Source organism: Pseudomonas sp. UBA6699 (assembly GCF_002454615.1).
Lineage (GTDB): Bacteria > Pseudomonadota > Gammaproteobacteria > Pseudomonadales > Pseudomonadaceae > Aquipseudomonas > Aquipseudomonas juntendi.
In genome coordinates this window covers 35,472-60,478 of the sequence record NZ_DKJF01000060.1, presented here as the reverse complement: position 1 = coordinate 60,478, position 25,007 = coordinate 35,472, and the positions used below count along the sequence as shown (strand labels likewise).

The 25,007-nt window shown below is 63.9% G+C and carries 23 protein-coding genes and 2 tRNA genes; 9 read left to right on the top strand and 16 right to left on the bottom strand.

Annotated elements, in window-relative coordinates:
- Positions 1-296 precede the first annotated feature (296 nt).
- Both B3361_RS12090 and rimI read left to right on the top strand, forming a co-directional pair.
- Positions 297-1,082 carry a hypothetical protein gene (locus B3361_RS12090; RefSeq protein ID WP_054882059.1) on the top strand — a complete coding sequence of 262 codons (786 nt, stop codon included), beginning with the start codon at positions 297-299 and terminating at the stop codon, positions 1,080-1,082.
- The gene (gene rimI, locus B3361_RS12085; protein ID WP_029887538.1) at positions 1,079-1,534 is read left to right on the top strand and encodes a ribosomal protein S18-alanine N-acetyltransferase; all 456 of its coding nucleotides are present in this window, start codon (positions 1,079-1,081) and stop codon (positions 1,532-1,534) included. Before B3361_RS12090 ends, rimI begins: the two co-directional genes overlap by 4 nt.
- A gap of 27 nt (positions 1,535-1,561) precedes the next feature.
- Here the strand turns inward: rimI and B3361_RS12080 are convergent, their stop codons facing one another.
- Positions 1,562-2,479 (bottom strand): LysR substrate-binding domain-containing protein, encoded by a 918-nt coding sequence (locus tag B3361_RS12080; RefSeq protein WP_054903910.1) that lies wholly within the window; start codon positions 2,477-2,479, stop codon positions 1,562-1,564.
- A 187-nt stretch (positions 2,480-2,666) separates the two neighbouring features.
- Here B3361_RS12080 and B3361_RS12075 point away from each other — a divergent pair, with 187 nt between their 5' ends.
- The gene (locus tag B3361_RS12075; RefSeq protein ID WP_054903911.1) at positions 2,667-3,281 is read left to right on the top strand and encodes a LysE family translocator; all 615 of its coding nucleotides are present in this window, start codon (positions 2,667-2,669) and stop codon (positions 3,279-3,281) included.
- A 106-nt stretch (positions 3,282-3,387) separates the two neighbouring features.
- Here the strand turns inward: B3361_RS12075 and B3361_RS12070 are convergent.
- A tRNA-Met gene (locus tag B3361_RS12070) sits at positions 3,388-3,464 on the bottom strand.
- A 95-nt stretch (positions 3,465-3,559) separates the two neighbouring features.
- Entirely contained in the window at positions 3,560-4,483 is a 924-nt protein-coding gene (locus tag B3361_RS12065) for a FecR family protein (protein ID WP_054903912.1), read from the bottom strand.
- A gap of 191 nt (positions 4,484-4,674) precedes the next feature.
- Here B3361_RS12065 and B3361_RS12060 point away from each other — a divergent pair, with 191 nt between their 5' ends.
- From B3361_RS12060 to B3361_RS12050, 3 genes are all read left to right on the top strand, one after another.
- Positions 4,675-5,889 carry an MFS transporter gene (locus B3361_RS12060; protein WP_054903913.1) on the top strand — a complete coding sequence of 405 codons (1,215 nt, stop codon included), beginning with the start codon at positions 4,675-4,677 and terminating at the stop codon, positions 5,887-5,889.
- Positions 5,890-5,995: 106 nt separating this feature from the next.
- Positions 5,996-6,133 carry a hypothetical protein gene (locus B3361_RS12055; protein ID WP_165944152.1) on the top strand — a complete coding sequence of 46 codons (138 nt, stop codon included), beginning with the start codon at positions 5,996-5,998 and terminating at the stop codon, positions 6,131-6,133.
- Between the two features lie 83 nt (positions 6,134-6,216).
- A complete protein-coding gene (locus B3361_RS12050; RefSeq protein ID WP_054903914.1) occupies positions 6,217-7,374 on the top strand; it encodes an MFS transporter in 1,158 nt (385 codons plus the stop codon).
- A gap of 73 nt (positions 7,375-7,447) precedes the next feature.
- On the opposite strand, the gene B3361_RS12045 is transcribed toward B3361_RS12050, so the two are convergent.
- Both B3361_RS12045 and B3361_RS12040 read right to left on the bottom strand, forming a co-directional pair.
- On the bottom strand, positions 7,448-8,398 hold the full coding sequence (locus tag B3361_RS12045) for a FecR domain-containing protein (RefSeq protein ID WP_054903915.1): 951 nt from the start codon (positions 8,396-8,398) through the stop codon (positions 7,448-7,450).
- On the bottom strand, positions 8,391-8,906 hold the full coding sequence (locus B3361_RS12040) for a sigma-70 family RNA polymerase sigma factor (protein WP_009686121.1): 516 nt from the start codon (positions 8,904-8,906) through the stop codon (positions 8,391-8,393). The genes B3361_RS12045 and B3361_RS12040 overlap by 8 nt, the downstream gene beginning before the upstream one ends.
- Positions 8,907-9,076: 170 nt before the next feature.
- On the opposite strand from B3361_RS12040, the gene B3361_RS12035 reads away from it, so the two are divergent.
- The 3 genes from B3361_RS12035 to B3361_RS12025 are packed head-to-tail and all read left to right on the top strand — an operon-like array spanning position 9,077 to position 13,284.
- A complete protein-coding gene (locus B3361_RS12035; RefSeq protein WP_054903916.1) occupies positions 9,077-9,703 on the top strand; it encodes a DNA-3-methyladenine glycosylase family protein in 627 nt (208 codons plus the stop codon).
- A gap of 54 nt (positions 9,704-9,757) precedes the next feature.
- Positions 9,758-10,816 carry a bifunctional DNA-binding transcriptional regulator/O6-methylguanine-DNA methyltransferase Ada gene (gene ada, locus B3361_RS12030; RefSeq protein ID WP_054903917.1) on the top strand — a complete coding sequence of 353 codons (1,059 nt, stop codon included), beginning with the start codon at positions 9,758-9,760 and terminating at the stop codon, positions 10,814-10,816.
- A gap of 56 nt (positions 10,817-10,872) precedes the next feature.
- Entirely contained in the window at positions 10,873-13,284 is a 2,412-nt protein-coding gene (locus tag B3361_RS12025; RefSeq protein WP_054903918.1) for a DUF3772 domain-containing protein, read from the top strand.
- 78 nt (positions 13,285-13,362) lie between these two features.
- Here B3361_RS12025 and B3361_RS12020 read toward each other — a convergent pair whose 3' ends face one another.
- The 11 genes from B3361_RS12020 to B3361_RS11970 form a co-directional block, all read right to left on the bottom strand.
- Entirely contained in the window at positions 13,363-14,793 is a 1,431-nt protein-coding gene (locus B3361_RS12020) for an aldehyde dehydrogenase family protein (RefSeq protein ID WP_054903919.1), read from the bottom strand.
- 12 nt (positions 14,794-14,805) lie between these two features.
- On the bottom strand, positions 14,806-16,305 hold the full coding sequence (locus B3361_RS12015; protein ID WP_009686127.1) for a purine-cytosine permease family protein: 1,500 nt from the start codon (positions 16,303-16,305) through the stop codon (positions 14,806-14,808).
- 92 nt (positions 16,306-16,397) lie between these two features.
- A complete protein-coding gene (locus B3361_RS12010) occupies positions 16,398-16,787 on the bottom strand; it encodes a YybH family protein (RefSeq protein WP_029887927.1) in 390 nt (129 codons plus the stop codon).
- 491 nt (positions 16,788-17,278) lie between these two features.
- Positions 17,279-18,379: a redox-regulated ATPase YchF gene (gene ychF / locus B3361_RS12005; RefSeq protein WP_009686182.1), complete on the bottom strand. Its 1,101-nt coding sequence runs from the start codon at positions 18,377-18,379 to the stop codon at positions 17,279-17,281.
- A 24-nt stretch (positions 18,380-18,403) separates the two neighbouring features.
- Complete coding sequence (pth, locus tag B3361_RS12000; protein ID WP_009686183.1) at positions 18,404-18,988, bottom strand: aminoacyl-tRNA hydrolase; 585 nt, start codon at positions 18,986-18,988, stop codon at positions 18,404-18,406.
- 79 nt (positions 18,989-19,067) lie between these two features.
- Complete coding sequence (locus B3361_RS11995) at positions 19,068-19,667, bottom strand: 50S ribosomal protein L25/general stress protein Ctc (protein WP_009686184.1); 600 nt, start codon at positions 19,665-19,667, stop codon at positions 19,068-19,070.
- Between the two features lie 120 nt (positions 19,668-19,787).
- Positions 19,788-20,729, bottom strand: coding sequence for a ribose-phosphate pyrophosphokinase (locus B3361_RS11990; RefSeq protein WP_003247410.1), 942 nt, complete (start codon positions 20,727-20,729; stop codon positions 19,788-19,790).
- Positions 20,730-20,777: 48 nt separating this feature from the next.
- Positions 20,778-20,852, bottom strand: a tRNA-Gln gene (locus tag B3361_RS11985).
- A 21-nt stretch (positions 20,853-20,873) separates the two neighbouring features.
- Positions 20,874-21,734 carry a 4-(cytidine 5'-diphospho)-2-C-methyl-D-erythritol kinase gene (gene ispE / locus B3361_RS11980; RefSeq protein WP_054903920.1) on the bottom strand — a complete coding sequence of 287 codons (861 nt, stop codon included), beginning with the start codon at positions 21,732-21,734 and terminating at the stop codon, positions 20,874-20,876.
- 4 nt (positions 21,735-21,738) lie between these two features.
- Positions 21,739-22,356 (bottom strand): lipoprotein insertase outer membrane protein LolB, encoded by a 618-nt coding sequence (lolB, locus tag B3361_RS11975; protein WP_029886866.1) that lies wholly within the window; start codon positions 22,354-22,356, stop codon positions 21,739-21,741.
- Between the two features lie 4 nt (positions 22,357-22,360).
- Positions 22,361-24,082 (bottom strand): tetratricopeptide repeat protein, encoded by a 1,722-nt coding sequence (locus B3361_RS11970; RefSeq protein ID WP_054903921.1) that lies wholly within the window; start codon positions 24,080-24,082, stop codon positions 22,361-22,363.
- Positions 24,083-25,007: the final 925 nt, after the last annotated feature.

Genomic DNA, 25,007 nt, shown 5'->3' with positions numbered 1-25,007 from the left:
CGACGCAAGGCCGCTCCTACATCTGTTTCGGGCCAATTACTCCTGAGTCCTTGGCGCGCGCACCCTGGGTGTATGACTGGAAACTGTAGAAAAGCAGCAGCGCCCCCTTCGATATCGAAGGGGGCAAGCAAGGCGGGCAGCGATGACTTCACAGGAGCGACTGGCCCGAAACAGATATGGGAGCGGCCTTGCGTCGCGATGCGCCGCGCGGGCGGCGCTCGGTCTGATAGACGCTGCAAAAACCAAGGCGTACACGTTAGAATGCCCAACTGCCTCCCCCCCTCGGACCCTGCCCCTTGCTCACCGAACCCCGCCGCCGCGCCTTCCTTTCCGCCATGCAAGTGGTGCACTGGCTGCCGCGCGCCGAACTGCCGTTCGCTGCGCCGTCGCGCCCCGAGTTGCTGCTGCCGGTGGCCCCGGTCGAGGACCTCGACTTCGATGTGCTGCCGCCAGCCCCTGGCAACGAAAAGCCGATCGCGCCCCAGGCGCGCTCCGCCGAGCGGCCCAAAATCGAGATCCCGCGGCCCGGCAGTGGGCCCAAGCCGGCGGTCAAGGCGGTCGAGGCCGAGGCGCAACCCGCACCACCAAGGCCGGCGCCGGTGCCACCGCCACGTTTCGCGCTGCAGTTGCTGCGCGCCGGCAGTTGCCTGCTGCTGGTCGAACTGGCCACCGGCCAGCCGTTCCAGAGCCGCGACCCTTCCTACCTGCTGCTCAAGGACATGCTGCGCGCCGCCGGGCTACCCGATGCACCGCAGATCATCGGCGAGCCGGTGCGCTGGCCGTTGCTGGTACGCGGCAACATGGACCAGGGCCCGGAGGCGGCACGTGATTTTGTCCAGGGCTTCGTCCAGGCGCGCCTGGAAGACGCGCCGTGCACCTGCCTCTGGCTGGTGGGCCTGCCAGCGGTGCGCTTTGCCGCCAACGCCGACGCCCAGGCCTATTACCAAACCCTGAAGCTCGACGGCCTGGGCGATGCCTGGGTCTTGCCGGGCCTTGAACTGTTGATGGACGAGCCGCAGCGCAAGGCGGACGTCTGGAAAGCCATGCGCCAGCTGATGGCGCGCTGGAAGAGCGTTGAATGAGTGACTCGATCAGTTTTCGCCCGATGACCGAGGCGGATCTGGATGCCGTACTTAAGATCGAGTATGCCGCGTTCAGCCACCCCTGGACCCGCGGGATTTTCCAGGATGCGCTCAAATCCTACGAAGTCTGGCTGATGTTCGATGGCGAGCAGCAAGTGGGCCACGGGGTGATCAACGTGATCATCGACGAAGCGCACCTGCTCAACATTACCGTCAAACCCGAGAACCAGGGCTGCGGCCTGGGCCTGCGCCTGTTGGAGCACCTGATGGCCCGCGCCTACCAGCTCAATGGCCGCGAATGCTTCCTGGAAGTGCGCGCCAGCAACCAGTCGGCCTACCGCTTGTACGAGCGCTATGGCTTCAACGAAATCGGCCGTCGCCGTGACTATTACCCAGTGGCGGGTGGCCGTGAAGATGCCCTGGTGATGGCTTGTACCCTGCTTGAAGACTGACCCTGCGTGCTGCCTGGTTAACATCACCTAGCGCGGCTGCCCCGGCACCGGTGGTGCGGGGGCGTCAGGCTGCAACAAGCCCAAATGAGCCAGACAGGCATGGCACTCTTCCATGACCCAGCCTGTGAAGCGCTGGCGCTTGCCACCATCGTTCAACGGCTGGGGGCTGAGCAGGTGGTAGGCCGAGCCATCGCGGATAAACCCGAACGGCGCCTGCAACTGCCCGCTGTCGAGTTCGTCGCGCACCATCAAGGCAGAGGCCATGGCCACGCCCAAACCGGCGCTGGCAGCCTGGATCGACAGATAGAAATGCTCGTAGTCGCTGCGTTCGCAGTGCCGCGCCCGTTGGCCGCTGAGGCGCAGCCAAGTGGGCCAGGCAGCGGGGCGGGTGGTGCTGTGCAGCAGGCGTTGGCCGTCGAGCCGGAACCCGGCGCTGGGGCGGCACACCGGGCCGACCCACTCATCGCAGACCTTCTGGTTGAACAACTGGTTACCCCAATGGAAATCGTCACGGCGGATGGCCAGGTCGACGCCGCCGCGGGCGAAGTCCAGCGGACCGCCAGCGGCTACCAGGTGCAACTGCAGATCGGGGTGGGCTGCATGGAAACGCGGCAGCCGCGGGATCAGCCAGCGCATGGCGATGGTCGGTTCGCAGGACAGCACCAGCACATTGTCGCGGGCCTGGTGTTGCAAGCGCCGCACGGCGCCTTCCAGTTGTTCGAAGATCGCCTGGGTGGTGCCGTGCAGCGCGCGGCCGGCGGCGGTGAGAAAAATGGCCCGGTTGCGGCGCTCGAACAGTTCTACGCCAAGGCTTTCTTCGAGCAAGCGCACTTGCCGGCTGACGGCGCCGTGGGTGACGTGCAGGTGTTCGGCGGCGCGCACGAAGCTTTCGCTTTGGGCGGCGATGTCGAAGTAGCGGAAGGCGTTGAGTGGGGGCAGTTTCATGGCAGTTCTCCAAGCCGGCACTGCAGCGTTGGGCAGCCTGCACAATCACACGCTGGCTGGAGCAGGCGCTAGCTATCTGTGACTGAAACTATCAGATTTACGCCACGATAAATCGATTTTTCCTGCGCCTTAAGCTCCCGATAATCCTCGGTCTGTGCATTTTCATCGCCTATCGAGAGCTATCCCCATGACCGAACTCGTCGCCGTCGCCATATTCACCCTGCTTGCCGTCATCAGCCCCGGTGCCGACTTCGCCATGGTGACCCGCAGCAGTTATGCACAAGGCCGCAAGGCCGGGCTGGCTGCCGCAGTGGGGATCGCCTTGGGGGTCCAGGTGCACGTGCTGTACACGGTACTGGGCATTGCCGTAATCATCAGCCAGAGCCCGATGCTGTTCCTGGCCATGAAGGTGGTGGGCGCCGGGTATCTGATCTACCTGGGGTACAAGTCGGTCACCAATACCCGGCGCATCAGCCTTGAGGGTGGGGCGCCTAACAGTGCCTCGGTGCTGCAAGCCCTGCGCACGGGGTTTTTGACCAACGCACTGAACCCCAAGACCATGTTGTTCGTGGTCAGTGCCTACACCCAGGTCGTGCAACCGGGCAGCTCGTTGCAGCTGGCATTTGCCTATGGTGCGTTCATGTCGTTCGCGCACTGGCTGTGGTTCAGCCTGGTCGCGGTGTTTTTTTCCAGCACTGCCTTGCGCAAGGCCATGATCGACCGCCAAGTGCTGGTGGACCGCGTGATCGGCCTGGCGCTGATCGGGCTCGGGTTGACCGTGGCAGTGAGCGGCATGCGCTGACGCCCAAGGGGCAAGAGGGGGTAGCAGCGCCGGGGCTGCTTTCGATGCGGCAGTTCTCGCAGGCAAAGAAAAAGGGCTTACCTTGCGGTAAGCCCTTCGTCTTGTTTGGTGGCTACACAGGGACTTGAACCCCGGACCCCAGCATTATGAATGCTATGCTCTAACCAACTGAGCTATGTAGCCGATGGCGCGCATTATTCTCTTGAACGCCCCCCCTGTCAACACTCATTTCAAAAAAAATTTGCACGCTTTCAAAAACTTAGCGGGCAGGGCCGGTTCTAGCGCACCACAAGCCAGTGCCCGAGCACGCCTTGTAGCTGCAGATGCTGGGCGGCGGCCAGGGATTGCAGGGTTTCCCCGGCGCGGTCGAGGTTGAAATCGCCGCTTACACGGCGATGGGCCAGTTGTTCATCCATAAGCCATACCCGCTGGCCTTGGTAGCTGGCCAGGCGCTCCAGCACCTGCCCCAGCGGCATGTCGCTGGCCTTCAGATAGCCGCTGCGCCAACTGTCTACGGTTTTCAGGTCCGCTGGGCGTACCGTGCCGATGCGCGTGTCATCGAAGGTTACCCGTTCACCCTTCGAGACCAGGCGCTGCTCACCCCCCTGCACGACCATGGCCTTGCCACTGATGACCACCAGTTCGTCATGGTTGGCATGGCGGGTGACTTGCAGGCGGGTGCCGAACACCTGGATGCGTGCGTTACCCACTGCCACCTCCAGGGCGCGCCCATCGAGCGCCACCTGCAGGTACACCTGGCCCTGTACCAGATGCAGCTGGCGGGTACGGCCGCGCAGGTCCACGTTCATCGCACTGGCGCTGTCCAGGCTCAAGGTCGTGCCATCGGCCAGGCGCGTGCTGCGCCGCTCGCCCACATCGGTGTGCAGCTCGCTGGCCAGGCGCTGCATCCACGGCCAGTAAAGATAGGTAGCGGCGGCCAGGCCCAGGAGAAAGCACAGCGCCACCCATTTGCCCAGGTGACTGCGGCGCTCGCTTGGCGGCCGTGGGCGAGGGCGGGCGGGTGAGGGCTGCACCTGCTGCCAGAATCGCTCCAGCTCGGCATAGGCCTGGGCGTTTTCAGCGGCTTGGCACCAGGCCGCGAAGGCCCGGCGCTGGGCGTCGTCACAGTTGGGGTGGCGCAACGCCGAGAACCACTCGAGCGCTTCCTGCTCGGGGTCGGGTTGCAGCGGTTTGGCGGGCATCGGGCTCATCGGTACGGTCTGCTCGCGAGTGGGGCCAGTGGGCCCAACGATGACAGGAGAAGTAGACAAGGATGCTAATTATATTGAGAACCATTTTCAAGAACGTCGCGACAGAGGGAAAAAAAGGTAGCTATGTATCTATTTGTTTCCCGATAATCGGATCCCAAACCTGAGGACGGAGATTTAGGCAAATGGCCACCAGTAGCGCCTCCACCGCATCCAGCCAGGCACCGGCCAACCACGCCACGCCGCTGGTGATGCGCATCATCGGTTTCTGCGCGCTGGCGCACCTGATCAACGACCTGATCCAGTCGGTACTGCCGGCGATCTACCCGATGCTCAAGGCCAATTACAACCTGAGCTTCGCCCAGATCGGCATGATCACCCTGACGTTCCAGATCACCGCCTCGCTGTTGCAGCCCTGGGTCGGCTTTTTCACCGACCGTCGGCCGGCACTGAACCTGCTGCCGCTGGGCACCTTGTGCACCCTGGTGGGGATCGTGATGCTGGCCTTCGTCGGCAGCTTCCCGATGATCCTGCTGGCGTCGGCACTGGTAGGCATCGGTTCCTCCACCTTCCACCCCGAAACCTCGCGTATCGCGCGGCTGGCCTCCGGGGGGCGCTTCGGCCTGGCCCAGTCAACCTTCCAGGTGGGGGGCAACACCGGTTCGGCGCTGGGCCCGTTGCTGGCGGCGGCCATCGTCATTCCGTTCGGCCAGACCCACGTGGCCTGGTTCGGCCTGGCTGCGTTGTTCTTCCTTGGCGTAACCCTGATGCTGCGTGGCTGGTACAAGGAACACCTTAACCAGGCCAAAGCACGCAAGGCGGTGCAGGCCACCCATGGCATCTCCCGCCAGCGGGTGATCGTGGCGCTGATCGTGTTGGGCTTGCTGGTGTTCTCCAAGTACTTCTACATGGCCAGCTTCACCAGCTACTTCACCTTCTACCTGATCGAGAAATTCGCGGTATCGGTAGCCAGCTCGCAGTTGCACCTGTTCCTGTTCCTCGGGGCCGTGGCGGCGGGGACATTCTTCGGTGGGCCGATCGGTGACCGTATCGGGCGCAAGGCGGTGATCTGGTTCTCGATCCTGGGCGTGACCCCGTTCACCCTGGCGCTGCCCTATGCCGATCTGTTCTGGACCACGGTACTGAGCGTGGTGATCGGCTTCATTCTGGCTTCGGCGTTTTCCGCCATCGTGGTGTATGCGCAGGAGCTCGTGCCGGGCAGCGTGGGCATGATTGCCGGCATCTTCTTCGGCCTGATGTTCGGCTTTGGCGGCATCGGTGCGGCACTGCTGGGGTACGTCGCAGACTTGCGGGGCATCGAATACGTCTATGGCGTCTGTTCGTTCCTGCCGCTGTTCGGATTGCTGGCGGTGTTCCTGCCCAATACCGGCAAGCGCTGATTTCGTCGGGGCCGCTGCATGCGGCGGCCCATGCCGATTGACGACCGGACTGTCCTTGGCCTAGAGTGCCGCCACTTTCCCCTCCCACCTGCGTAGTAGCCAAGCAATGCGCCGTACCCCGTCACTGCCCAGCGCCCGCCAGCCTGCCCTTCAGGGCTTGCGCCATGCGTGGCCGAGCGACACGGTACTCAAGCGCCGCCGCAGCGTGCTGTTTGCCTTCACCTTCTCGCCACACTTCGCCTGACCTGATCTGCGCGTTCGCGCCGCTGGCCACTTTGGCCTGCGCGCCTGTGTCTGCACGTTTTTCCGGTTTGCAAGGAGTGGTACATGAACATGCGTTTGCTGGCGGGCCTGTTGTTCGCCGTTTCGGTCGTGGGTTTCAGCCTGGGTGCGAGCCTGCCCCTGGTTTCGTTGCGCCTGCATGAAGCAGGGGCGGGCACCCTGGAAATCGGCATCATCTCGGCTATTCCTGCTGCCGGCATGATGCTTTCGGCGTTCCTGGTCGATGCCTGCTGCCGCCACCTCACCCGGCGCACCATCTACCTGCTGTGTTTCAGCCTGTGCACACTCAGCATCGCCCTGCTCGAAGCGGCCTTTGGCTCGCTGTGGCTGCTGGCGCTGCTGCGCCTTGGCCTGGGGCTGGGCATGGGTATCGCCATCATCCTGGGCGAGTCGTGGGTCAACGAACTGTGCCCGGAGCACAACCGCGGCAAGATCATGGCCCTGTATGCCACCAGCTTTACCGGCTTCCAGGTGCTCGGCCCGGCCATGCTGGCAGTACTGGGGGCGGACAGCCCATGGATCACTGGCGTGGTCACCGTTGGCTATGGCCTGGCCTTGCTGTGCATCGTGCTGACGGTGCCCAATGACCATGTGGCGCACGAAGAAGGCGAGAAAAGCTTTGGCCTGGCGGGGTTCTTCCGGGTGGCGCCGGCGTTGTGCATGGCGGTGCTGTTCTTCTCGTTCTTCGACGCCGTGGTGCTGTCGTTGCTGCCGGTATACGCCAGCAGCCATGGCTTCGCCGTGGGTGTGGCGGCGTTGATGGTGACGGTGGTGTTTGCCGGCGACATGTTGTTCCAGCTGCCGCTTGGCTGGCTGGCCGATCGGGTCGAGCGCACCGGGCTGCACCTGGTGTGCGGGCTGGTGGCGATGTCGATCGGTATAGGTTTGCCCTGGTTGCTGGACCTGACGTGGCTGTTGTGGCCGCTGCTGGTGGTGCTGGGGGCGGTGGCGGGGGGGATCTATACCTTGGCGTTGGTGCTGATCGGCCAGCGCTTCAAGGGCCAGGACCTGGTCACCGCCAATGCCAGCGTGGGCCTGCTGTGGGGCGTAGGCAGCCTGGTAGGGCCGTTGGTCAGTGGCGCCGCGATGGGCGTGGCGCCGCATGGCCTGCCAATGGCGCTGGCGCTGATGGCCGGGCTGTTCGTGTGCTTTGCCCGGCAGTCGTTTCGGGCTGCGGGCCGCCTGCGCGCGTTGGCGGACTGACGGCTTCGGGGTTGCTTCGATCATGAATGGCCGCGTTGCGGCCCATCGCGATACAAGGCCGCGCCCGCGCGCGTCAGGCGGCTGCGATGCTGACCCAATACCGGGTATGGTACTCGACCCGCACCGGCAGGCTACGGCTGAGCAGGTGCAGGATGGCGCCGGTGTCGCTCAACTGGAAGGTGCCAGACACCATCAGGCTGGCCACTTCCGGCGCACAGCGCAGCAGGCCCGGGCGATAACGGCCCAGTTCGGCGACAAACTCGCCAAGCGGCATCTGCTGCACGCTGAGTACGCCGTCAGTCCAGCCCCACGGGTCACTGTGCAACGTTACGGCCTGGACACGGCCGTCGCGCCACACCTGCAAGGTCTCGCCCGGCTGTACTTGCCTGCGCAGTGCCGAGGCGGGGAACAGCGTGACCTGGCCACGGCGCACCGCCAGCAGCAGGCCCTGGCGGTTTTCACGCAGCAGCAACTGGCCGTCCAGGGTGACCAGCCGCCCAACCGGCGTTTCGATCAGGAACGGCCGGTGGTCGTTGGCGTTGCTCTCCAGGCTCACTTCACCGCGTAGCAGCGCCAGCTGGCGCTGTTCAACGCTGTAGTCCAGGTCGATGGCGCTGGCAGTGTTCAACTGGATACGGCTACCGTCGCGCCCCTGCACCTGGCGACGCTCGCCGACGGCGGTGCTGTTGTCGGCCAGCAGCTCAGGTAAACCCAGTGGTTCACGCGCCGTCAGGCCCAGGCTGCCGCCGACGGCCAGCAGCGCCAGCAGCTTGAGGTGGTTGCGTCGGCTGCCACGCTGCTGCTGGCTGCCTTCCAGGGTGCGCCGGCTCAGGTCCTTGGGCAGCCCTGCCAGTTCGTCGCTGAGCAGGCTTACGCGCTGCCAGGCCAGTGGGTGATGCGGGTGGCTGGCCAGCCATTGCTCAAACTGTTGCCGGGTACGCGGGCAGGGGCTGTCGAAGCGCAGCTTCACCAGCCAGTCGATGGCCTGGTCAACCTGGGCTTGGGTGGGGGTGGTATCAGGCATCGGCGTAGCGCAACCGGTAGCAGACGCCCAGGGCGCTGGCCAGGTCGCGCTCGATGGTCGCGCGCGACACGTGCAGCTGCCGGGCGATCTGGACAATGCTCAAACCGTCCAGCTGGGCCAGCAGGAAGGCCTGGCGCGCCCGCGGTTTGAGCTGATGCAGGGCGCGGTCCAGGCGCGCCAGGGCATCGAGGATGAGTAACCGGGCCTCTTCGCTGGGCACTTCGGTTTCTGGCACCTGGGCCAGGCTCTGCTGGTAGGCCCGCTCCAGTGCGCGTCGGCGGAACTGGTCGATCATCAAGCCGCGGGCAATGCTGCTCAGGTAGGCGCGCGGTTCTTTCAACGGCGATGCCTGGCGCGCGCGCAATACCCGCACGAAGGTATCCTGGGCCAGATCGGCCGCATGTTCACTGCACCCCACGCGGCTGCGCAGCCAGCCACGCAGCCAGGCATGGTGGGACTGGTAGAGCAGAGCGACCTCGGCCGGTTTGAGCGTGTCGTTGATCTGCATCGTTGCCAAGGCCGGTCCCATGAGGTGTGCGAATGTGAACAGTTCTCAATTCTATGCGCGGAGGATGGCGCGGGGCAATGGTGAGCCAGGAATTAGCCGCGCAAGAACCGGCGTTCCCCCGATGAACGGCTGCGCTAAGCTGCACCTGCACTCGAATTGATGGAGCCGCCATGATTCTGGCCGACCTTTCCCCTGCGGCTTACCGCCAAGCCGGCGAATACCTGGCGGCGCTCGACCCTGACTGGGCGCGACATGTCGCCGCGACCGGGCCATGCCTGCACCAGGCCACCCCTGGCCGCGAACCTTACGAGGCGCTGGTGCGCGCGATTGCCTACCAGCAGCTGCATGCCCGGGCGGCTGAGGCTATCCTGGGCCGGTTGCTGGCGTTGTTCCCGCAGCATGCGTTTCCGCCGCCCGAGCAGTTACTGGCCGCAAGCCCGCAAACCCTGCGCGCCTGCGGTTTTTCGGCGAGCAAGATGGCGACTATCCAGGGCATTGCCCAAGCCAGGCTGGACGGCCTGGTGCCGACCCGCGAAGCAGCACTGGCCATGAGTGACGACGCCCTGATCGAACGCCTGGTAGCGCTGCGCGGGGTAGGGCGGTGGACGGTGGAAATGCTGCTGATCTATAGCCTGGAGCGGTCGGATATCCTGCCCGTCGACGATTTTGGCGTGCGCGAGGGGTATCGCCGCCTCAAGGGCCTGGACAAGGCGCCGACCCCGGCGCAGATGCGTTCGCTGGGCGGCGCCTGGCGGCCATACCGAACCGTGGCGGCCTGGTACCTGTGGCGCGCCTAAGGTTTTTACACCGCCAAGGCCGGAGCCGGCCGCACGAGTCTGGAAGCATACCCAATGACCGCCTACACCACCCCCGACCAACGCTGGCAAGCCGTCGAAGCCCGCGACCCCGCTGCGGTCGGGCACTTCGTCTATGCCGTGCGCACCACCGGCATCTATTGCCACCCCAACTGCAAGTCGCGGCTGGCCAAGCGCGGCAATGTCGAGTTCTTCGATACCCCTGCGTTAGCCGAAGCCGCTGGCTACCGTGCGTGCAAGCGCTGCACCGCTGGCGCCAAGCCCAGTGCGGCGCGCCATAGCCAGTTGGTCATCCGCGCCTGCCGCCTGATCGAAGCCAGCGACCCCAGCCCCAGCCTCGACCAGCTCGCTGCGCAACTGGCCGTCAGCCCGTACCACCTGCACCGGCTGTTCAAAGCCGAAACCGGCGTTACCCCCAAGGCCTACGCCAGCGCTTTTCGCGCCCGGCGCCTGCGCGCGCACCTGGAAGATGCTCGGTGTTCGGTCACCGATGCCATCTACGACGCCGGCTACACCTCCAACAGCCACTTTTATGCCAGCGCCGACCAGCGCCTGGGTATGCGCCCCCGGCAGTACCGCGCCGGGGGCGCAGGGGCCACCATTCATTTTGCCCTCGGCCAGTGCTACTTGGGCGCCATCCTGGTGGCCCAAAGCGACAAAGGCATTTGCGCGATTCTGCTGGGCGACGACCCTGAAACCCTGCTGCACGAACTTCAGGATCAGTTCCCCAAGGCCCGGTTGATCGGCGGTGACCGCGGTTATGAGCAACTGGTTGCCGAGGTGGTGGGGTTCGTCGAGGCCCCGGCGCTGGGCCTGGGCCTGCCGCTGGATGTACAAGGCACAGCGTTCCAGGAGCGCGTGTGGCAAGCCCTGCGCGAGGTGCCGGCTGGCAGCCGCATCAGCTACAGCGACCTTGCCGAACGCATTGGCGCGCCCAAGGCGGTGCGGGCGGTAGCCCTGGCGTGTGCGGCCAATCGCATCGCCGTGGCCATACCTTGTCACCGTGTGGTGCGCCGGGATGGCGACATCAGCGGCTACCGTTGGGGCGTGGCGCGCAAGCAGCTACTGCTGACGCGAGAAACGGCACTCTCCTGATGCCTTGAAGCCGCGTAGAATCCCCCGCCAAATCGGATTGTAAAGAGGAATATTCGATGAGGCGTCTGAGCCTTGTTCGTTTTTGCCCTGGCCTGATGGCCATGCTGGCGCTGCTGCTGGTGCTCACCGGCCCGGCCGCGGCGGCCCCTGCCACGCCGTTGTCCAACCCGGCCAATGCGGCAGCCCCGGCAGTGGATGAAAACGCCAGTATCGAGCAGTTGAGCGATAGCCTGGACCAGATTCGCCAAGGCGTCAGCAGTAACGCCAACGACGACCTGCTGTCGCAGTTGCGGCTGGCGGCCATGCAGGTTCAGCGCCAGGCTGATGCCTTGAGTGCGCAGCGCACCACCGATGTGGAAAAGCTCGACGACAAGCTCAAGGTGGTTGGCCCGGCCCAGCCCGACGAGCCTGCGGCCCTGACCCAGCAGCGCAAGGCCCTGGAGGCCGAGAAAAAGGCCTTGGTCGCCCAGCAGGACCAGGCCACCAAGCTGACTCAGTCGGCGCGCGACCTGTCCACGCAAATCGTCAACTTGCGCCGCAGCCAGTTCAACTCGCAGATCACCAGCCGCGCCGCCTCGCCGTTGAGCCCGGCATTCTGGCAGAGCATCATCCGCCCAACCCAGGATGACGTGGCGCGCCTGCGCGACCTGCGGGGCGAAGCAGCCGTTGCCATTGGCAGCGCGTTCAGCCCCGAGCACCGCTGGCCGTTCATGGCCAGCCTGGTAGCGGCCATCCTGGTCTGGACCCTGGTGCGCCTGTGGATAGAGCGGCTATTGGCCCGTGCCATGGTCCGCTGGTTGCCCGAAGGCCGGCTGCGCCGCAGTGCCCTGGCGCTGGGGGTCAGCCTGGCAACACTGGGCACCATCGCCGGTTCGGTTTCCCTGCTGCGCTGGGGGTTGGAGAGCAATGCCGAACTGGGCAGCGATATCGCCAGCCTGGTCAACCACATCCTGGCGCTGGTGGTGTTCAGCGCGTTCATCGCGGGCCTGGGCCGTGCCATGCTGATGCTGCAGCGCCCGTCCTGGCGCCTGCCGGCCATTAACGACGAAGTGGCCAGCGCGCTGGGCTGGTTCCCCAAGGTGCTGGCCCTGGCACTGATGGTCATGATGACCATGGAGCGCATCAACACCGTGATCGGTGCCAGCCTGGCGCTGACCGTGGCGGTGAACGGCCTGACCGCGCTGGTAGTGGCGATGATCTTCGCCGGCGCGTTGCAGCGCTACCGCCGCACCCTGCGCAAGCTTGAACTGGAACGCCCCACCGGCCTGGGCGGGTTGATCCCGTTCGTGATGGTCATCTGGCTGGGGGGGATCATGCTGGCCATGGTGACCGGCTACCTGACCCTTGCCTACTTCCTTACGGCCAAGCTGCTGTGGGTCAGCCTGGTGATCACGTGCGCCTACCTGTTGACCAGCTTCTTCGGTGACCTGTGCGAAACCCTGCTGTCGCCACGCCAGCCCGGCGGCCTGGCACTGGCGTCGACCCTGGGGCTGGCGCCACGTCACCAGGCCCAGGCCAGCACCATCCTGGCCGGTATCGGCCGCACCGTAGTGCTGTTCCTGGCGCTGCTGCTGGCGTTGATGCCGTCGGGCACCAGCCCCAGCGAACTGCTGCTCAGCCTGGGCGACTGGGACGGCACCGGTGGCAAATTGCTGGGCAACCTGAACATCGTGCCGCAGGACATTCTGCTGGCGATGGCGATTCTGCTCGGCGGCTTGTTCGCCATCCGGGTGGTCAAGCGCTGGCTCAGCGAACGGCTGTTGCCGGAAACCGACATGGATGCCGGCATGCGTGCCTCGCTGGTCACCCTGGTGGGCTACCTCGGGTTCATTTTCCTGGCCATGCTGGTGATGTCGACCCTGCGCATCAACCTGACCAGCCTGACCTGGGTGGTCAGTGCCTTGTCGGTCGGTATCGGTTTTGGCCTGCAGCAGATCGTGCAGAACTTCATCTCGGGCCTGATCCTGCTCACCGAACGCCCGGTGAAGGTCGGCGATTGGGTCAGCCTGGCCGGCGTCGAGGGCGACATTCGCCGCATCAACGTGCGCGCTACCGAAATCCAGATGTCCGACCGTTCCACGGTGATCGTACCCAACTCGCAGTTCATCTCGCAGAACGTGCGCAACGTGACCATGGGCAACGCCCTGGGGGTGGTCGGCATCACCTTGACCCTGCCGCTGGATACGGATGCCAACCGTGTACGTGAGTTGCTGCTGGCGGCCTACCATGAACACGAGGCAATTCTGGACGCGCCCGCCAGCTCGGTGTCGTTCAAGGACCTGACCAGCAATGGCATGGTGATCGCGGTCAGTGGCTATGTGGCCGGGCCGCGCCAGGTGTCGGGTACCCGCAGTGACCTGCTGTTCACCATCCTTGGGCGGCTGCGTGACGAGGGTATCGCCTTGTCTTCGCCGCAGAGCATGGTGCTGGTACAGGAAGCTGCGCGCCCGGCTGACGAAGCGCCGTGATGCGCTTCATGCCAGTGGCACGCGACTAGATGAATGGCAGAAGCTGTCGAAAGGGGCCGCCAAACGGCCCCGCACGGTTCAGCCCAGGCACCGCGTCACATGCTTGACCGACTGGTAGCCCGACAAGCCCCAAGGCCCCAGCTCACGGCCTATACCGCTGCCCTTGGTGCCACCCCATGAGGTCTCGACGAACACCGCCTGCACCGAGTTGATCCACACATGGCCCACCTCCAGCGCATCGGCCACCCGCTCTGCGCGCGCCAGGTCTGTGGTGCACACTGTCGCCACCAGGCCGAAGCGGCTGTCGTTGGCCTCGGCAATCGCCTGCTGTTCGCTGGCGAAGCGCCGTGCGCACAATACCGGACCAAAGATTTCTTCGTTCCACAGGCGGCTGCCTTCAGGCACATCGGCATACAGGGTAGGGCTGACGAACCAGCCGCCACGGTCCAGCACTTTGCCACCGACCAGGCACTGCAAGCCTTCCTCCCGCGCCGTGGCAAAGTAGCCGGCCACCTTCAGCCACTGGGCCTGGCTGGTCAGTGGGCCCATGTCGGCTTCTTCGCTCAGCGGGCTGCCCACCCGCAGGTTTTCCAGCGCTGCCTGCAGGCGTGGCAGCAGGGCGTCGGCGATGCCGTCCTGTACCAGCAGGCGTGATGTGGCCGAGCACATCTGGCCCGCATTCCAGCAGATGCCGGCAACGATCCATTGCACCGCCGCGTCGACGTCGCAGTCATCGAACACCAGGATCGCCGACTTGCCGCCCAACTCCAGCGTGACCGGCCGGCATTGTGCCGCTGCGCTGCGCATCACCTGGCTGCCAACGTTATTGCTGCCTGTGAACGACAGTTTGTCCAGGCCGTTGTGGTTGCTCAGCGCGGCACCCGTCTCGGCTTTGCCATTGACGATATTCAGCACCCCGGCCGGCAGGCCCAGGGTGTCGGCGATCTGGCCGTAGGCGAGTTCGCACAGCGGGGTCACTTCCGAGGGCTTGAGCACCACGGTGCAGCCAGCCGCCAGGGCCGGGGCAAGCTTCCAGGCGCTGGTCACCAGTGGGAAGTTCCAGGGTACGATCAGGCCGACCACGCCCACCGGCTCCAGGCGGGTGCGGGCGGTGAAGCCCGGGGCAGCCAGCGGTACGTCGCGGTTTTGCCCAGGCAGTTGTTCAGCCAGCTCGGCGTAATAGCCGAAGGTCGCGATGGCATCGTCCAGGTCGACTTCTGCCTCGTGGCGCGGCTTGCCGTTGTTGCGCATCTGCAGGGCGACCAGCGCTTCGCGGCGTTGCCCAAGCTGTTCGGCGAAGCCGCGCAGATACGCTGCGCGCTCACTGGCGCTGGTGCATTTCCAGGCGGGCAGGGCTGCACGTGCGGCGGCCACGGCCTGGTCGACCTGCTCGGCACTGGCAGCCATCAGTTCGGCAAACGGTTGGCCCAGCGCAGGGTCGTTGACGCTGATGCAGTCGCTGCCCTGGCCGTCGAACCAGCGGCCGGCAATGTAGTGGGATGTGGTCATGGTGGTTTCCAGTCAGGCCATTTCGGCAGTGGTTACAGGCGTGTGCGCAGCCTGTTTGCAACGCACCCAGCGTGGGCCCTGCGGGCCATACACGCCGGCAGGTTCGGGGAACAGGTTGAGCAGCAGCAGGTACAGCACCCCGGCCAACCCCAGGGTGACCGGCAGGCTCAGGTCAATGCCACCGGCCAGGTCGCCCAACGGTCCGACGAATTGCCCCGGCAGGTTCACGAAGCACAGGCCGACCACTGCGCTGGGGACCCAAGCGCCCATGCCGCGCCAGTTCCAGCCGTGCAGGAACCAGTAGTGGCCACCCCGCTGGCCGCGGGTGAATACCTGCAGGTCATCGGCGTGGTAGAAACCACGGCGGGTGACCAGGCCGAGGATCATGATCACCATCCACGGGCTGGTGCAGGTGATGATCAGCACGGCAAAGGTCGACACGCTCTGCACCAGGTTGAAGGTAAAGCGGCCGATGAAAATGAAACCGATCGCCAGCACCCCGATCAGCAGCGTGGCGCCGGCACGGCTGAGCAGGCGTGGGAACACGCTCGACATGTCCAGGCCTGTCCCATACAACGCCGTGGTGCCGGTGGACATACCGCCGATCACCGCAATCAGGCACACCGGCAGGAAGAACCAGCTGGGGGCGACAGCCAGCAGCCCGCCGACATAGTTGTTGGCGGCAATGTAGTCCGGTGCCTGGGTGGCCACCAGGGTGGCGGTGCACAGGCCGAACAGGAATGGAATCAGCGTGGCACCCTGGGCCGCTATCACCGCCAGCATGATGCGCGCCTTGGGGGTTTCGCGTGGAATGTAGCGCGACCAGTCACCGAGGAAGGCGCCGAATGACACCGGATTGCTCATGGCCAGGATCGCAGCGCCGACGAAAGCTGCCCAGAAGCCCGCCTGGCCCAGGTTGACGCTGCCTGCGTAGCCGGCGTCGAACGGCCCGGCAAAAGCAGCGATACCCAGCAGGAACAGCAGGCTCGACGCCCACACGGCAATCTTGTTGACCCACAGCATGAAGCGGAAGCCGAAGATGCAGACCACCAGTACCAGCACCGCGAACAGGCCGTAGGCCAGGCCCAGGGTCAGGTCGGTTTCCGGCAGGCCGACCAGGCGCTTGGCGCCGCCGACCAGGGCATCGCCCGAACTCCATACCGACAGCGAAAAGAATGCCACTGCCGTGAGCAGCGACAGGAACGAGCCGACGATGCGCCCGTGCACGCCGAAGTGCGCGCCCGAGGAGACCGCATTGTTGGTGCCGTTCAGCGCGCCGAACAGGCCCATCGGTGCCAGGATCAGCGCGCCAACGGCAACGCCGAGCACGATGGCCCACACCCCCGCCTGGAACGACAGCCCGAACAGCACCGGGAAACTGCCGAGCACGGCGGTGGCGAATGTGTTGGCGCCGCCGAAGATCAGGCGGAACAGGTCCAGCGGGGAGGCGTCGCGTTGATCGGCGGGGATCTGTTCTACGCCGTTGGTCTCGATACCGGTCGAGTGGCTCATGGTGATGCTCCAGCGCGGTTGTTGTGGGCCGGCGCAGTGCGCAAGCCTTCTTGTGGGTGCGATGGCAGGGCGGCAGGGCCGCAAAAAGGTGATCAGGCCGGCGATACGGCCGACAGGTGTTCGTGGCAGGCCAGCCACTGGTCAGCGTGGCGGCGGAACACGATGGTCTCGCGCTCGTTCAACTGGTGCTCGGCACCGCCGATGCGCAGATGCGTGGCCACATCATGCATGAAGATCGCCACGTCGCCTTGCAGGCTGACCTGGGCGTTGCTGGACGCGCAGGCGAGCACGGCAAACCCTTCGGCCTGCCACTGGGCCCAGACCTTCTCATAGGCCCGGCGTGACAGCAGGGGTTGCGCCAAGGTATGGAAAAGGAACGTGGCGTCTTCGCTGAAGCAGGCGAAGTAGCGGGCGGTGTCGTTGCTGGCGAAGGCGGCAACAAGGTCGGCGGCGGCTTGCCGTACCTGCAGGGTCTGGTCCACGGGGTGGCCTCACGGGTTTTTATGATTGTGGTGAAGCGATTCTGGTGGGGCTTGCCGGGGGGAAAAATCGCTGGCGACAAATAATCAGTTCAGGAATTTGTGAAGTGATGCGCTGGCAGCCCGGCGTTTAGCCATACCCGACTGGCGGAGCAGGTCGGAGCAACTGTCTTTCTCAAAATTCGCAAAGCCTGCGCGATTCATTGTGGGAGATTACCCAGCGCTACGGGCTGGGCTGTCACGCAGAGAACTCAATTCGTAAGCGCGACGCGGCCGGTGTGGGAGCGGGCGTGCCCGCGAAGCAGGCGACGCGGTGTCTGGCACCGGCTGCGCCGGTGTTCGCGGGCACGCCCGCTCCCACCAGGACCCTGTTAAATCAAAAAGTTATATAGAAGCCCCAGCCGCCTTAGCGATAAGGCCGGCACGGGCCACATAAAACAGAAACCCCTTGAGGCATAAGCCGCAAGGGGTTTCTGTTTACTGCAGGCTACCGCTTAGACGTTGAAGCGGAAGTGCATCACGTCGCCATCTTTGACGATGTAGTCCTTGCCTTCCAGGCGCCACTTACCGGCTTCCTTGGCGCCGCTTTCACCCTTGAACTGGATGAAGTCGTCATAGGCCACGACTTCAGCGCGGATGAAGCCTTTTTCGAAGTCGGTGTGGATAACCCCGGCCGCCTGGGGTGCGGTGGCGCCCACGCGTACGGTCCAGGCGCGAACTTCCTGCACGCCAGCAGTGAAGTAGGTCTGCAGGTTGAGCAGTTCGTAACCGGCGCGGATCACGCGGTTCAGGCCTGGCTCTTCCAGGCCCAGGGCCTCGAGGAACATGTCTTTCTCTTCGCCATCGTCGAGCTCGGCGATTTCTGCTTCGATCTTGTTGCACACCGGCACCACGACCGCGCCTTCTTCCTCGGCAATGGCCTTGACCACGTCCAGGTGCGGGTTGTTGTCGAAGCCGTCTTCGGCGACGTTGGCGATGTACATCACCGGCTTGCTGGTCAGCAGGTGGAAGCCGCGGATGACCGCCTTGTCTTCGGCGCCCATGTTCTTCATCAGGCTGCGTGCCGGCTTGCCTTCGGTGAAGTGCGGGATCAGCTGCTCGAGGATGGCCTTCTGTGCCAGCGCCTCTTTGTCACCGCCCTTGGCATTGCGCGCAACCTTCTGCAGTTGCTTCTCGCAGCTGTCCAGGTCAGCGAAGATCAGTTCGAGGTCGATGATCTCGATGTCACGCTTGGGGTCCACACTGTTGGAAACGTGGATCACGTTCTCGTCTTCGAAGCAGCGGACCACATGGGCAATGGCGTCGGTCTCGCGGATGTTGGCGAGGAACTTGTTGCCCAGGCCTTCGCCTTTCGATGCACCGGCCACCAGGCCGGCAATGTCGACGAACTCCATGGTGGTCGGCAGGATGCGGTTCGGCTTGACGATTTCAGCCAGCGCAGCCAGGCGCGCGTCGGGCATCGGCACGATGCCGCTGTTCGGCTCGATAGTGCAGAAAGGGAAGTTCTCCGCCGCGATGCCAGATTTGGTCAAGGCGTTGAACAGGGTGGACTTGCCGACGTTGGGCAGGCCGACGATGCCGCAATTGAAACCCATGGGTATTCCCCTCTCTAAAGGAAATCAGGCCTTCTGGCTGTGCAGTTCGCGCATCGCCTTGGCGAAATCGCCGGCAAGCACGTCCGGCAGCACGCCGAGGGCAAAATCGATGCTGGCGTCGAGCTTCTCCTGCTCGGCGCGCGGCGCGCGGCCCAGGACGAAGTTGGAGACCAGTTTGGCGTCGCCCGGGTGGCCGATGCCAAGCCGCAGGCGGTGGAAGTCGTTCTGGTTGCCGAGCTGCGCGATGATGTCGCGCAGGCCGTTGTGCCCCCCATGACCGCCGCCGCGCTTGAGCTTGGCAACGCCCGGGGGCAGGTCGAGTTCGTCGTGCGCCACCAGGATCGCTTCCGGCTTGATGCGGAAGAAATTGGCCAAGGCCGCCACGGCCTGGCCGCTACGGTTCATGTAGGTGGTGGGGATCAACAAACGAACGTCGTTGCCCTGATGGCTGAACTTAGCCGTCAGGCCGAAATATTTTTTGTCAGCGGTCAGCGAAACACGCTGGGCGCTGGCAATGCGTTCAACGAAAAGAGCCCCTGCGTTATGCCGGGTCTGTTCGTATTCGGGGCCGGGGTTACCCAGGCCGACGATCAACTGGATGGCGGTCACGTCAGGGGCTCTTCCTTGGAGTTGGTGGGCTACAGTGCGCGCGGCACTGTAACCCGATCAACGCCGGCGTGCGAGTGGATTACTCGGCAGCGCCTTCTTCAGCAGCTTCGGCGGAAACGCGCGGAGCGTGAACGTTGGCAACAGCTTTGTCATCACCGTGGGCCAGAGCGACGAACTCTACGCCTTTCGGAGCTTTCAGGTCCGACAGGTGGATGATGGTGCCGATTTCAGCGTTGGCCAGGTCGACTTCGATGAACTCTGGCAGGTCTTTGGCTTCGCAGGAAACTTCGATCTGCGATTCAACGTGCGAAACTTCGCCGCCTTTCTTGACCGGTGCTTCTTCGTTGATGAAGTGCACTGGAACAACAGCGGTCAGCTTCTGGCCAGCTACGACGCGAACGAAGTCAGCGTGCATGATGAAGCCTTTGGCTGGGTGACGCTGCATGGCCTTGACCACGACGTTCTGCTTGGCGCCGTCGACGTTCAGTTCGATAACGTGGCTGAAGGCAGCTTCGTTTTCGAACAGTTTGGCGATTTCCTTGGCCACGATGGTCAGGGACTGGGCTTCTTTATCGCCACCGTAAACTACGGCAGGGATGCTGGCGGAGTGACGCAGGCGGCGGCTCGCACCTTTCCCCAGGTCAGTACGCGCTTGGGCGTTCAGGATGAAATCGGTCATTTTACTTCTCCAAAATAGCCTCCCGAATGGCGTTTGCGACCAGCGCCAGACGGGGATGGCAAAAAAGCCCCGCCCCAACACAGGTTGGGGCGGGGCGCTTCATATCAACACGGGTTCCGCTTAGCGGAACATCGCGCTGATCGATTCTTCGTTGCTGATACGGCGTACCGCTTCAGCGACAACCGGTGCGATATCCAGCTGGCGGATACGGTCACAGGCTTGAGCAGCGGCGGACAGCGGTACGGTGTTGGTCACCACCAGCTCGTCCAGTACCGACTTCTCGATGTTCTCGATCGCGCGGCCCGACAGGACAGGGTGCGTGCAATAGGCATAAACCTTGGCAGCGCCGTGTTCTTTCAGGGCTTTGGCCGCGTGGCACAGGGTGCCGGCGGTGTCGACCATGTCGTCTACCAGGATGCAGGTGCGCCCTTCGACGTCGCCGATGATGTGCATGACCTCGGAGTGGTTAGCCTTTTCACGGCGTTTGTCGATGATACCCAGGTCGACACCCAGGGACTTGGCGACGGCGCGTGCGCGCACAACACCACCGATGTCCGGGGATACGATCATGAGGTTCTCGAAACGCTGGTCTTCGATGTCGTCTACCAGTACGGGCGAGCCGTAGATGTTGTCGACGGGAATATCGAAGAAGCCTTGGATCTGGTCAGCGTGCAGGTCGACAGTGAGTACACGGTCGATACCGACGACAGTGAGCATGTCAGCGACGACTTTGGCGCTGATGGCTACACGTGCCGAACGCGGACGGCGGTCCTGGCGGGCATATCCGAAGTAAGGAATCACGGCGGTGATTCGGGATGCTGAGGAGCGGCGGAAGGCGTCGGCCATCACTACCAGTTCCATCAGGTTATCGTTGGTCGGGGCACAGGTCGGCTGAATAATGAAAACGTCTTTACCGCGAACATTTTCATTGATCTCAGTGCTGATCTCGCCGTCGGAGAATTTACCGACAGAGACGTCACCGAGAGGGATATGCAGCTGACGTACTACACGCCGAGCCAGATCGGGGTTAGCGTTCCCCGTAAAGACCATCATCTTGGACACGCGCAGTACCTGGAGGCTGAGGGTATACCTGGATGAGTATAAGGAAAATGGCAGGGGCGGCTGGATTCGAACCAACGCATGGCAGGATCAAAACCTGCTGCCTTACCGCTTGGCGACGCCCCTGTATCTGTTGCTTGCGAACGCTTATGCGCCCGACTTCTTGACCAGACTTTGCAGCTTGCGATGCAACATCGAAACATTGCTTCCTTTCGCCACAAACCCTGTTTGGGTCGCTGAAAGAAGGGCCAGAACTTTATCAGCTTCGGCTTTGCTTGGGAAGGCCCCAAACACACAGCTTCCAGTGCCGGTTAATCGAGCTTCGGTGAATTTTCCCAGTGAATTCAATGCGTTTCGAACTTCTGGGTAATTCTGCTCTACCACCGGTTGGCAGTCATTTCGACTGTTTCCCTTGGGAACGGGGCGCATCTTAAGGGGCAGTGAATCACGTGTCAACTGCGGATGTGAAAAAATTTCTGCTGTGCTGACAGACACTTGCGGCACCAGCACGACATACCAGGGTTCTTCCGGGTCGACCGGGGTCAGCTGTTCGCCCACGCCCTGGGCGAAGGCTGCATGGCCGCGCACGAATACCGGTACATCCGCCCCCAGGCTCAGGCCCAGGGCGGCCAGGCGGTCTTCGTCCCAATCCAGCTGCCACAGGTGGGCGAGGGCCAGCAGGGTGGTGGCAGCATCCGAACTGCCGCCGCCGATACCGCCACCCATGGGCAGGACCTTGGTCAGCCAGATGTCCGCACCCAATGGTGTACCTGATTGCGCTTGTAGCTTGCGCGCAGCACGCACGATCAGGTTGCTGTCGTGCGGCACCGCCTCGACAGGGGTATGCAACTGAATCACGCCGTCATCGCGCAGGGCGAAGTGCAGTTCGTCGCCGTGGTCGAGAAACTGAAACACCGTTTCCAGCTCATGGTAGCCGTCGGCGCGGCGGCCAATGATGTGCAGCCACAGGTTGAGCTTGGCCGGTGCCGGCAGGGTCAGGGTGTGCATGGGCTCACTGCCCCAGCTGGCGCGGCTGCCAGTCCTTGATCACCAGGGTCACGTCCAGGTCCTGGCCATGCAGCTTCAGGCGCTCGGGCAGCCAGTAGCCGTTCTGCTCGGTGTAGCTCAGGTACTGCACCTGCCAGCCATCCTGTTCGAGGGTGGCCAGGCGGCTGTCGCCGTCAAGGCTCAGTGTGCTCTTGCTGTCAGGGGCGGGCAGGCCGCGTACCCACCAGACCAAGTGCGAGACCGGCAATCGCCAGCCCAGTTGCTCTTCCAGCAGGGCTTCAGGGCTGGGGGCTTCGTAGCGGCCCTGGTTGGCCACTTCCAGCACCACGCCGCCGGGGCGACCGGTGAGGCGGGCGGCACCTCGGCCCAGCGGGCCGGCCAGGCGAATGTCGTAGTAATCCTGTCGTTGCAGCCAGAACAGCGTGCCGCTGCCCGAATCGCGCGGTGCGCGGATGCCGACCTTGCCGTTGATCTGCCAGCCGTCGAGGCTGCTCAGTTGCTCTTTATGGGCGCGCCACTGCTGTGGGTCGCCATGGCCCTGCAGGGCCTCGCGGCTTCCAAAGCCGGCGCAGCCGGCGAGCAGGGCGATCAGGGTGAAGGTAATGCAATGGCGCAGAAACATGGCGTTAAAGGGTCTCGGATCCGGTCAGGCGCAGAAGGGTCTTGCGCAGGAGGGGGCTGTCGGGCTGGGCATCGAAGCCCTTGGCCCAGACCTGGCGGGCTTCGCGGCGTTTGCCGTTGGCCCACAGCACTTCGCCCAGGTGGGCGGCCACTTCGTGGTCGGGGAAGTTGGCAAACGCCTGGCGCAGGTAGGTTTCAGCCACGTCGAGGTTGCCCAGGCGGTAATTCACCCAGCCCAGGCTGTCGAGCACTGCCGGGTCGTCGGGGGTCAGCTGGTGGGCCTTTTCGATCAGCGTCCGGGCCTCGGCGTAGCGGGTTGTGCGGTCGGCCAGGGTGTAGCCCAGGGCATTCAGGGCCATGGCGTTTTCCGGCTCGCGGGCGATGATCGCGCGCAGGTCTTGTTCCATCTGCGCCAGGTCGTCGCGTTTTTCGGCCAGCATGGCGCGGGTGTAAAGCAGGTTGAGGTCGTCCGGGTAGCGCTGTATGGCCTGTTGCAGCACCTGGTTGGCCTGGGCGTCCTTGTTGTTGTTGCTGTAGCTTTCCGATTCGATCAGGTACAGCTGGATGGCGTAGTCCGGCTGCGCTTCGCGGGCCTCGGCAAGCAGGCGCGAGGCCTCGCTGCCACGGCCGTTGGCGATCAGAATGTCGGCCTGGCGCAGTTGCGCCGGCAGGTAGTCGGGGCCCGGGCCGACCAGGGCGTATTCACGCAGGGCGCCTGCGGGGTCGTGGCGCTCTTCGCGGATACGGCCCAGGTTGAGGCGCGCGGCGTCGACGTTGCTGTCGCGCTCGACCAGTTCCTGCAGGTAGCCCTCGGCCTCGTCCCAGTCCTTGTTCTCCAGGCACACCAGGGCCAGGGAGTAGCGCAGTTCGTCGTCGTCGGGGTATTGCTGGACCAGGCTGAGGAATTCGCCCTTGGCATCGGCGATACGGTCCTGCTCGACCAGGGTGCGGGCGTAGGTCAAGCGCAGGCGTTTGTCGTCCGGGTTGTCGCGAATGGCCCCGCGCAGCAGGGGCAGGGCCTCGGGGCCGCGGTCCAGTGCCTGAAGCAGGCGGGCGCGCAGCAGGATCGGGGCAATTTCGCCGTTTTGCGGCGGGTGTGACTCGAGCAGTTCCAACGCCTCTTCGGGCTTGTTGTCCTGGTTCAGCAGCAGGGCCTTGCCGAACACCAGTTGGCTGTTGTCCGGGTACTTGACCAGCAGGCGGTCGAAGCTTTGCAGCAGGCCGTCGCGGGTGCTCTGGTCAGTCTCTGCTGCCGACAGGGCGAGGAAATCGAAGTGGGTGTCGCCTTGGCCCTGCAGCACCTTTTCCATGTACGTCATGGAATCGTCGTAGCGGCCGGCGCGGGCTAGTTGGATGGCGGCGGCGCGCTGGGCGTCGAGGTTCTGCGGGTCGTTGCGCGCCCAGACCAGTGCGTTGTCCAGGGCCGGCTCGTCGGCGCCGAGGTACTCGGCGATGCGATAGGCGCGTTCGGAAACCCCTGGGTCCTGGGTTTTCTCGGCCTGGTCGGTGTAGTTGGCCAGGGCGATGTCGAAGCGGTTGCGCTGGCCGGCCAGTTCCGCCACCAGCAGGCTGTAGAGCGTGTCTTGTTTGAACGATCCATACACCACGGGCTTCTCGGCCTCAGCCTTGGCGGCATCGGCAACGGGAGGCTCGGCCTTTTGCGGGGCCAGGCTCTGGCAGCCCTGGAGCAGGGCGAAGGCAAGCAGCAATGCGTATGGTTTGTTCATAGAAGGCTTAATAGGAGGACTCACCGGCGGTCGCAGCATGATGACACAAGCGCGGGGGCAAACCCACCTGTGTGGTGTCTGGTTAGCTGCGACCTTCGTGGTGGGAGAGGGTTCCGTGATGTAGTGGCTGTACCGGGTGTTTGGCTTTGGGTTTTTTGGCGGTTTATGAGATCGAGCGCAGATGGTGTAAAGGCGGACACCCGCGAAGCGCACCACTGCGTGGCGTTTACCCCAGAGCAGATGGTAGACGCCCTGCTGTAGCTCTCCGGCTGACGTTATTCTCTCGCTACCAACTGCGGCTTGGGTCCAGGGTATGCAGCCAAATGCGGAATAGAATAAGTGCTCCGATAAGTGTTGGGTGCATAGCCCCTAAGACGATCAGGGTGCGCTTCATGCGTATAGGGAAGCTCGTGACCTCATCAAGGTCAACTAATCCTTTCCGTGCATATATCTTTGGTACTGTTAGCAGTATTGATATTGAGAGTGTGCGCATTACCTTGCCAATAAGGCCTGCTTGTGAAAAGGTTTTCTTATTTCCGCTTACGAATGCGCTATTCGGTAGTAGTGATTCGATCCTACCAAGATGATAGGTTGATATGTAGAGGGATGCGCAAAGCGTGATGATCATGGCGGCCAAAATTATAAATGCAACAATGCCCACAGCAGTGCTCATTGGGTGCCTACCTTTTCATACAGTACTTCGCCGAGCGCTTCCCCTACAGCACCGCCAAGCATGCTTCCTCCCGTGGCTCCCGCAGCCCCACCAATAACAGCGCAGAGGAGTGCGCCTGTACCGGCTGTTGGCACGCCAAGAGCGAGACACATACTAGTGGCAATAGCACCGCCGTAGCTTGCTGCTATCCCTCCCCCGGCGACACTGCCTGTCAAGGAAGATCCATGGACGTATTTAGCTCTTCTACACTCA

What these genes read in the sequence shown, in the direction of transcription:
- B3361_RS11995 (WP_009686184.1), bottom strand. Translation starts at nt 19,667, where the DNA reads ATGACCGATTTCATCCTGAACGCCCAAGCGCGTACTGACCTGGGGAAA.
- B3361_RS12050 (WP_054903914.1), top strand. Translation starts at nt 6,217, where the DNA reads ATGAACATGCGTTTGCTGGCGGGCCTGTTGTTCGCCGTTTCGGTCGTG.
- rimI (WP_029887538.1), top strand. Translation starts at nt 1,079, where the DNA reads ATGAGTGACTCGATCAGTTTTCGCCCGATGACCGAGGCGGATCTGGAT.
- ada (WP_054903917.1), top strand. Translation starts at nt 9,758, where the DNA reads ATGACCGCCTACACCACCCCCGACCAACGCTGGCAAGCCGTCGAAGCC.
- B3361_RS11970 (WP_054903921.1), bottom strand. Translation starts at nt 24,082, where the DNA reads ATGAACAAACCATACGCATTGCTGCTTGCCTTCGCCCTGCTCCAGGGC.
- B3361_RS12015 (WP_009686127.1), bottom strand. Translation starts at nt 16,305, where the DNA reads ATGAGCCACTCGACCGGTATCGAGACCAACGGCGTAGAACAGATCCCC.
- B3361_RS12020 (WP_054903919.1), bottom strand. Translation starts at nt 14,793, where the DNA reads ATGACCACATCCCACTACATTGCCGGCCGCTGGTTCGACGGCCAGGGC.
- ychF (WP_009686182.1), bottom strand. Translation starts at nt 18,379, where the DNA reads ATGGGTTTCAATTGCGGCATCGTCGGCCTGCCCAACGTCGGCAAGTCC.
- B3361_RS12075 (WP_054903911.1), top strand. Translation starts at nt 2,667, where the DNA reads ATGACCGAACTCGTCGCCGTCGCCATATTCACCCTGCTTGCCGTCATC.
- B3361_RS12060 (WP_054903913.1), top strand. Translation starts at nt 4,675, where the DNA reads ATGGCCACCAGTAGCGCCTCCACCGCATCCAGCCAGGCACCGGCCAAC.
- B3361_RS12035 (WP_054903916.1), top strand. Translation starts at nt 9,077, where the DNA reads ATGATTCTGGCCGACCTTTCCCCTGCGGCTTACCGCCAAGCCGGCGAA.
- ispE (WP_054903920.1), bottom strand. Translation starts at nt 21,734, where the DNA reads ATGCACACCCTGACCCTGCCGGCACCGGCCAAGCTCAACCTGTGGCTG.
- B3361_RS12065 (WP_054903912.1), bottom strand. Translation starts at nt 4,483, where the DNA reads ATGCCCGCCAAACCGCTGCAACCCGACCCCGAGCAGGAAGCGCTCGAG.
- B3361_RS12040 (WP_009686121.1), bottom strand. Translation starts at nt 8,906, where the DNA reads ATGCAGATCAACGACACGCTCAAACCGGCCGAGGTCGCTCTGCTCTAC.
- B3361_RS12025 (WP_054903918.1), top strand. Translation starts at nt 10,873, where the DNA reads ATGAGGCGTCTGAGCCTTGTTCGTTTTTGCCCTGGCCTGATGGCCATG.
- lolB (WP_029886866.1), bottom strand. Translation starts at nt 22,356, where the DNA reads ATGTTTCTGCGCCATTGCATTACCTTCACCCTGATCGCCCTGCTCGCC.
- B3361_RS12045 (WP_054903915.1), bottom strand. Translation starts at nt 8,398, where the DNA reads ATGCCTGATACCACCCCCACCCAAGCCCAGGTTGACCAGGCCATCGAC.
- B3361_RS12080 (WP_054903910.1), bottom strand. Translation starts at nt 2,479, where the DNA reads ATGAAACTGCCCCCACTCAACGCCTTCCGCTACTTCGACATCGCCGCC.
- B3361_RS12055 (WP_165944152.1), top strand. Translation starts at nt 5,996, where the DNA reads ATGCGCCGTACCCCGTCACTGCCCAGCGCCCGCCAGCCTGCCCTTCAG.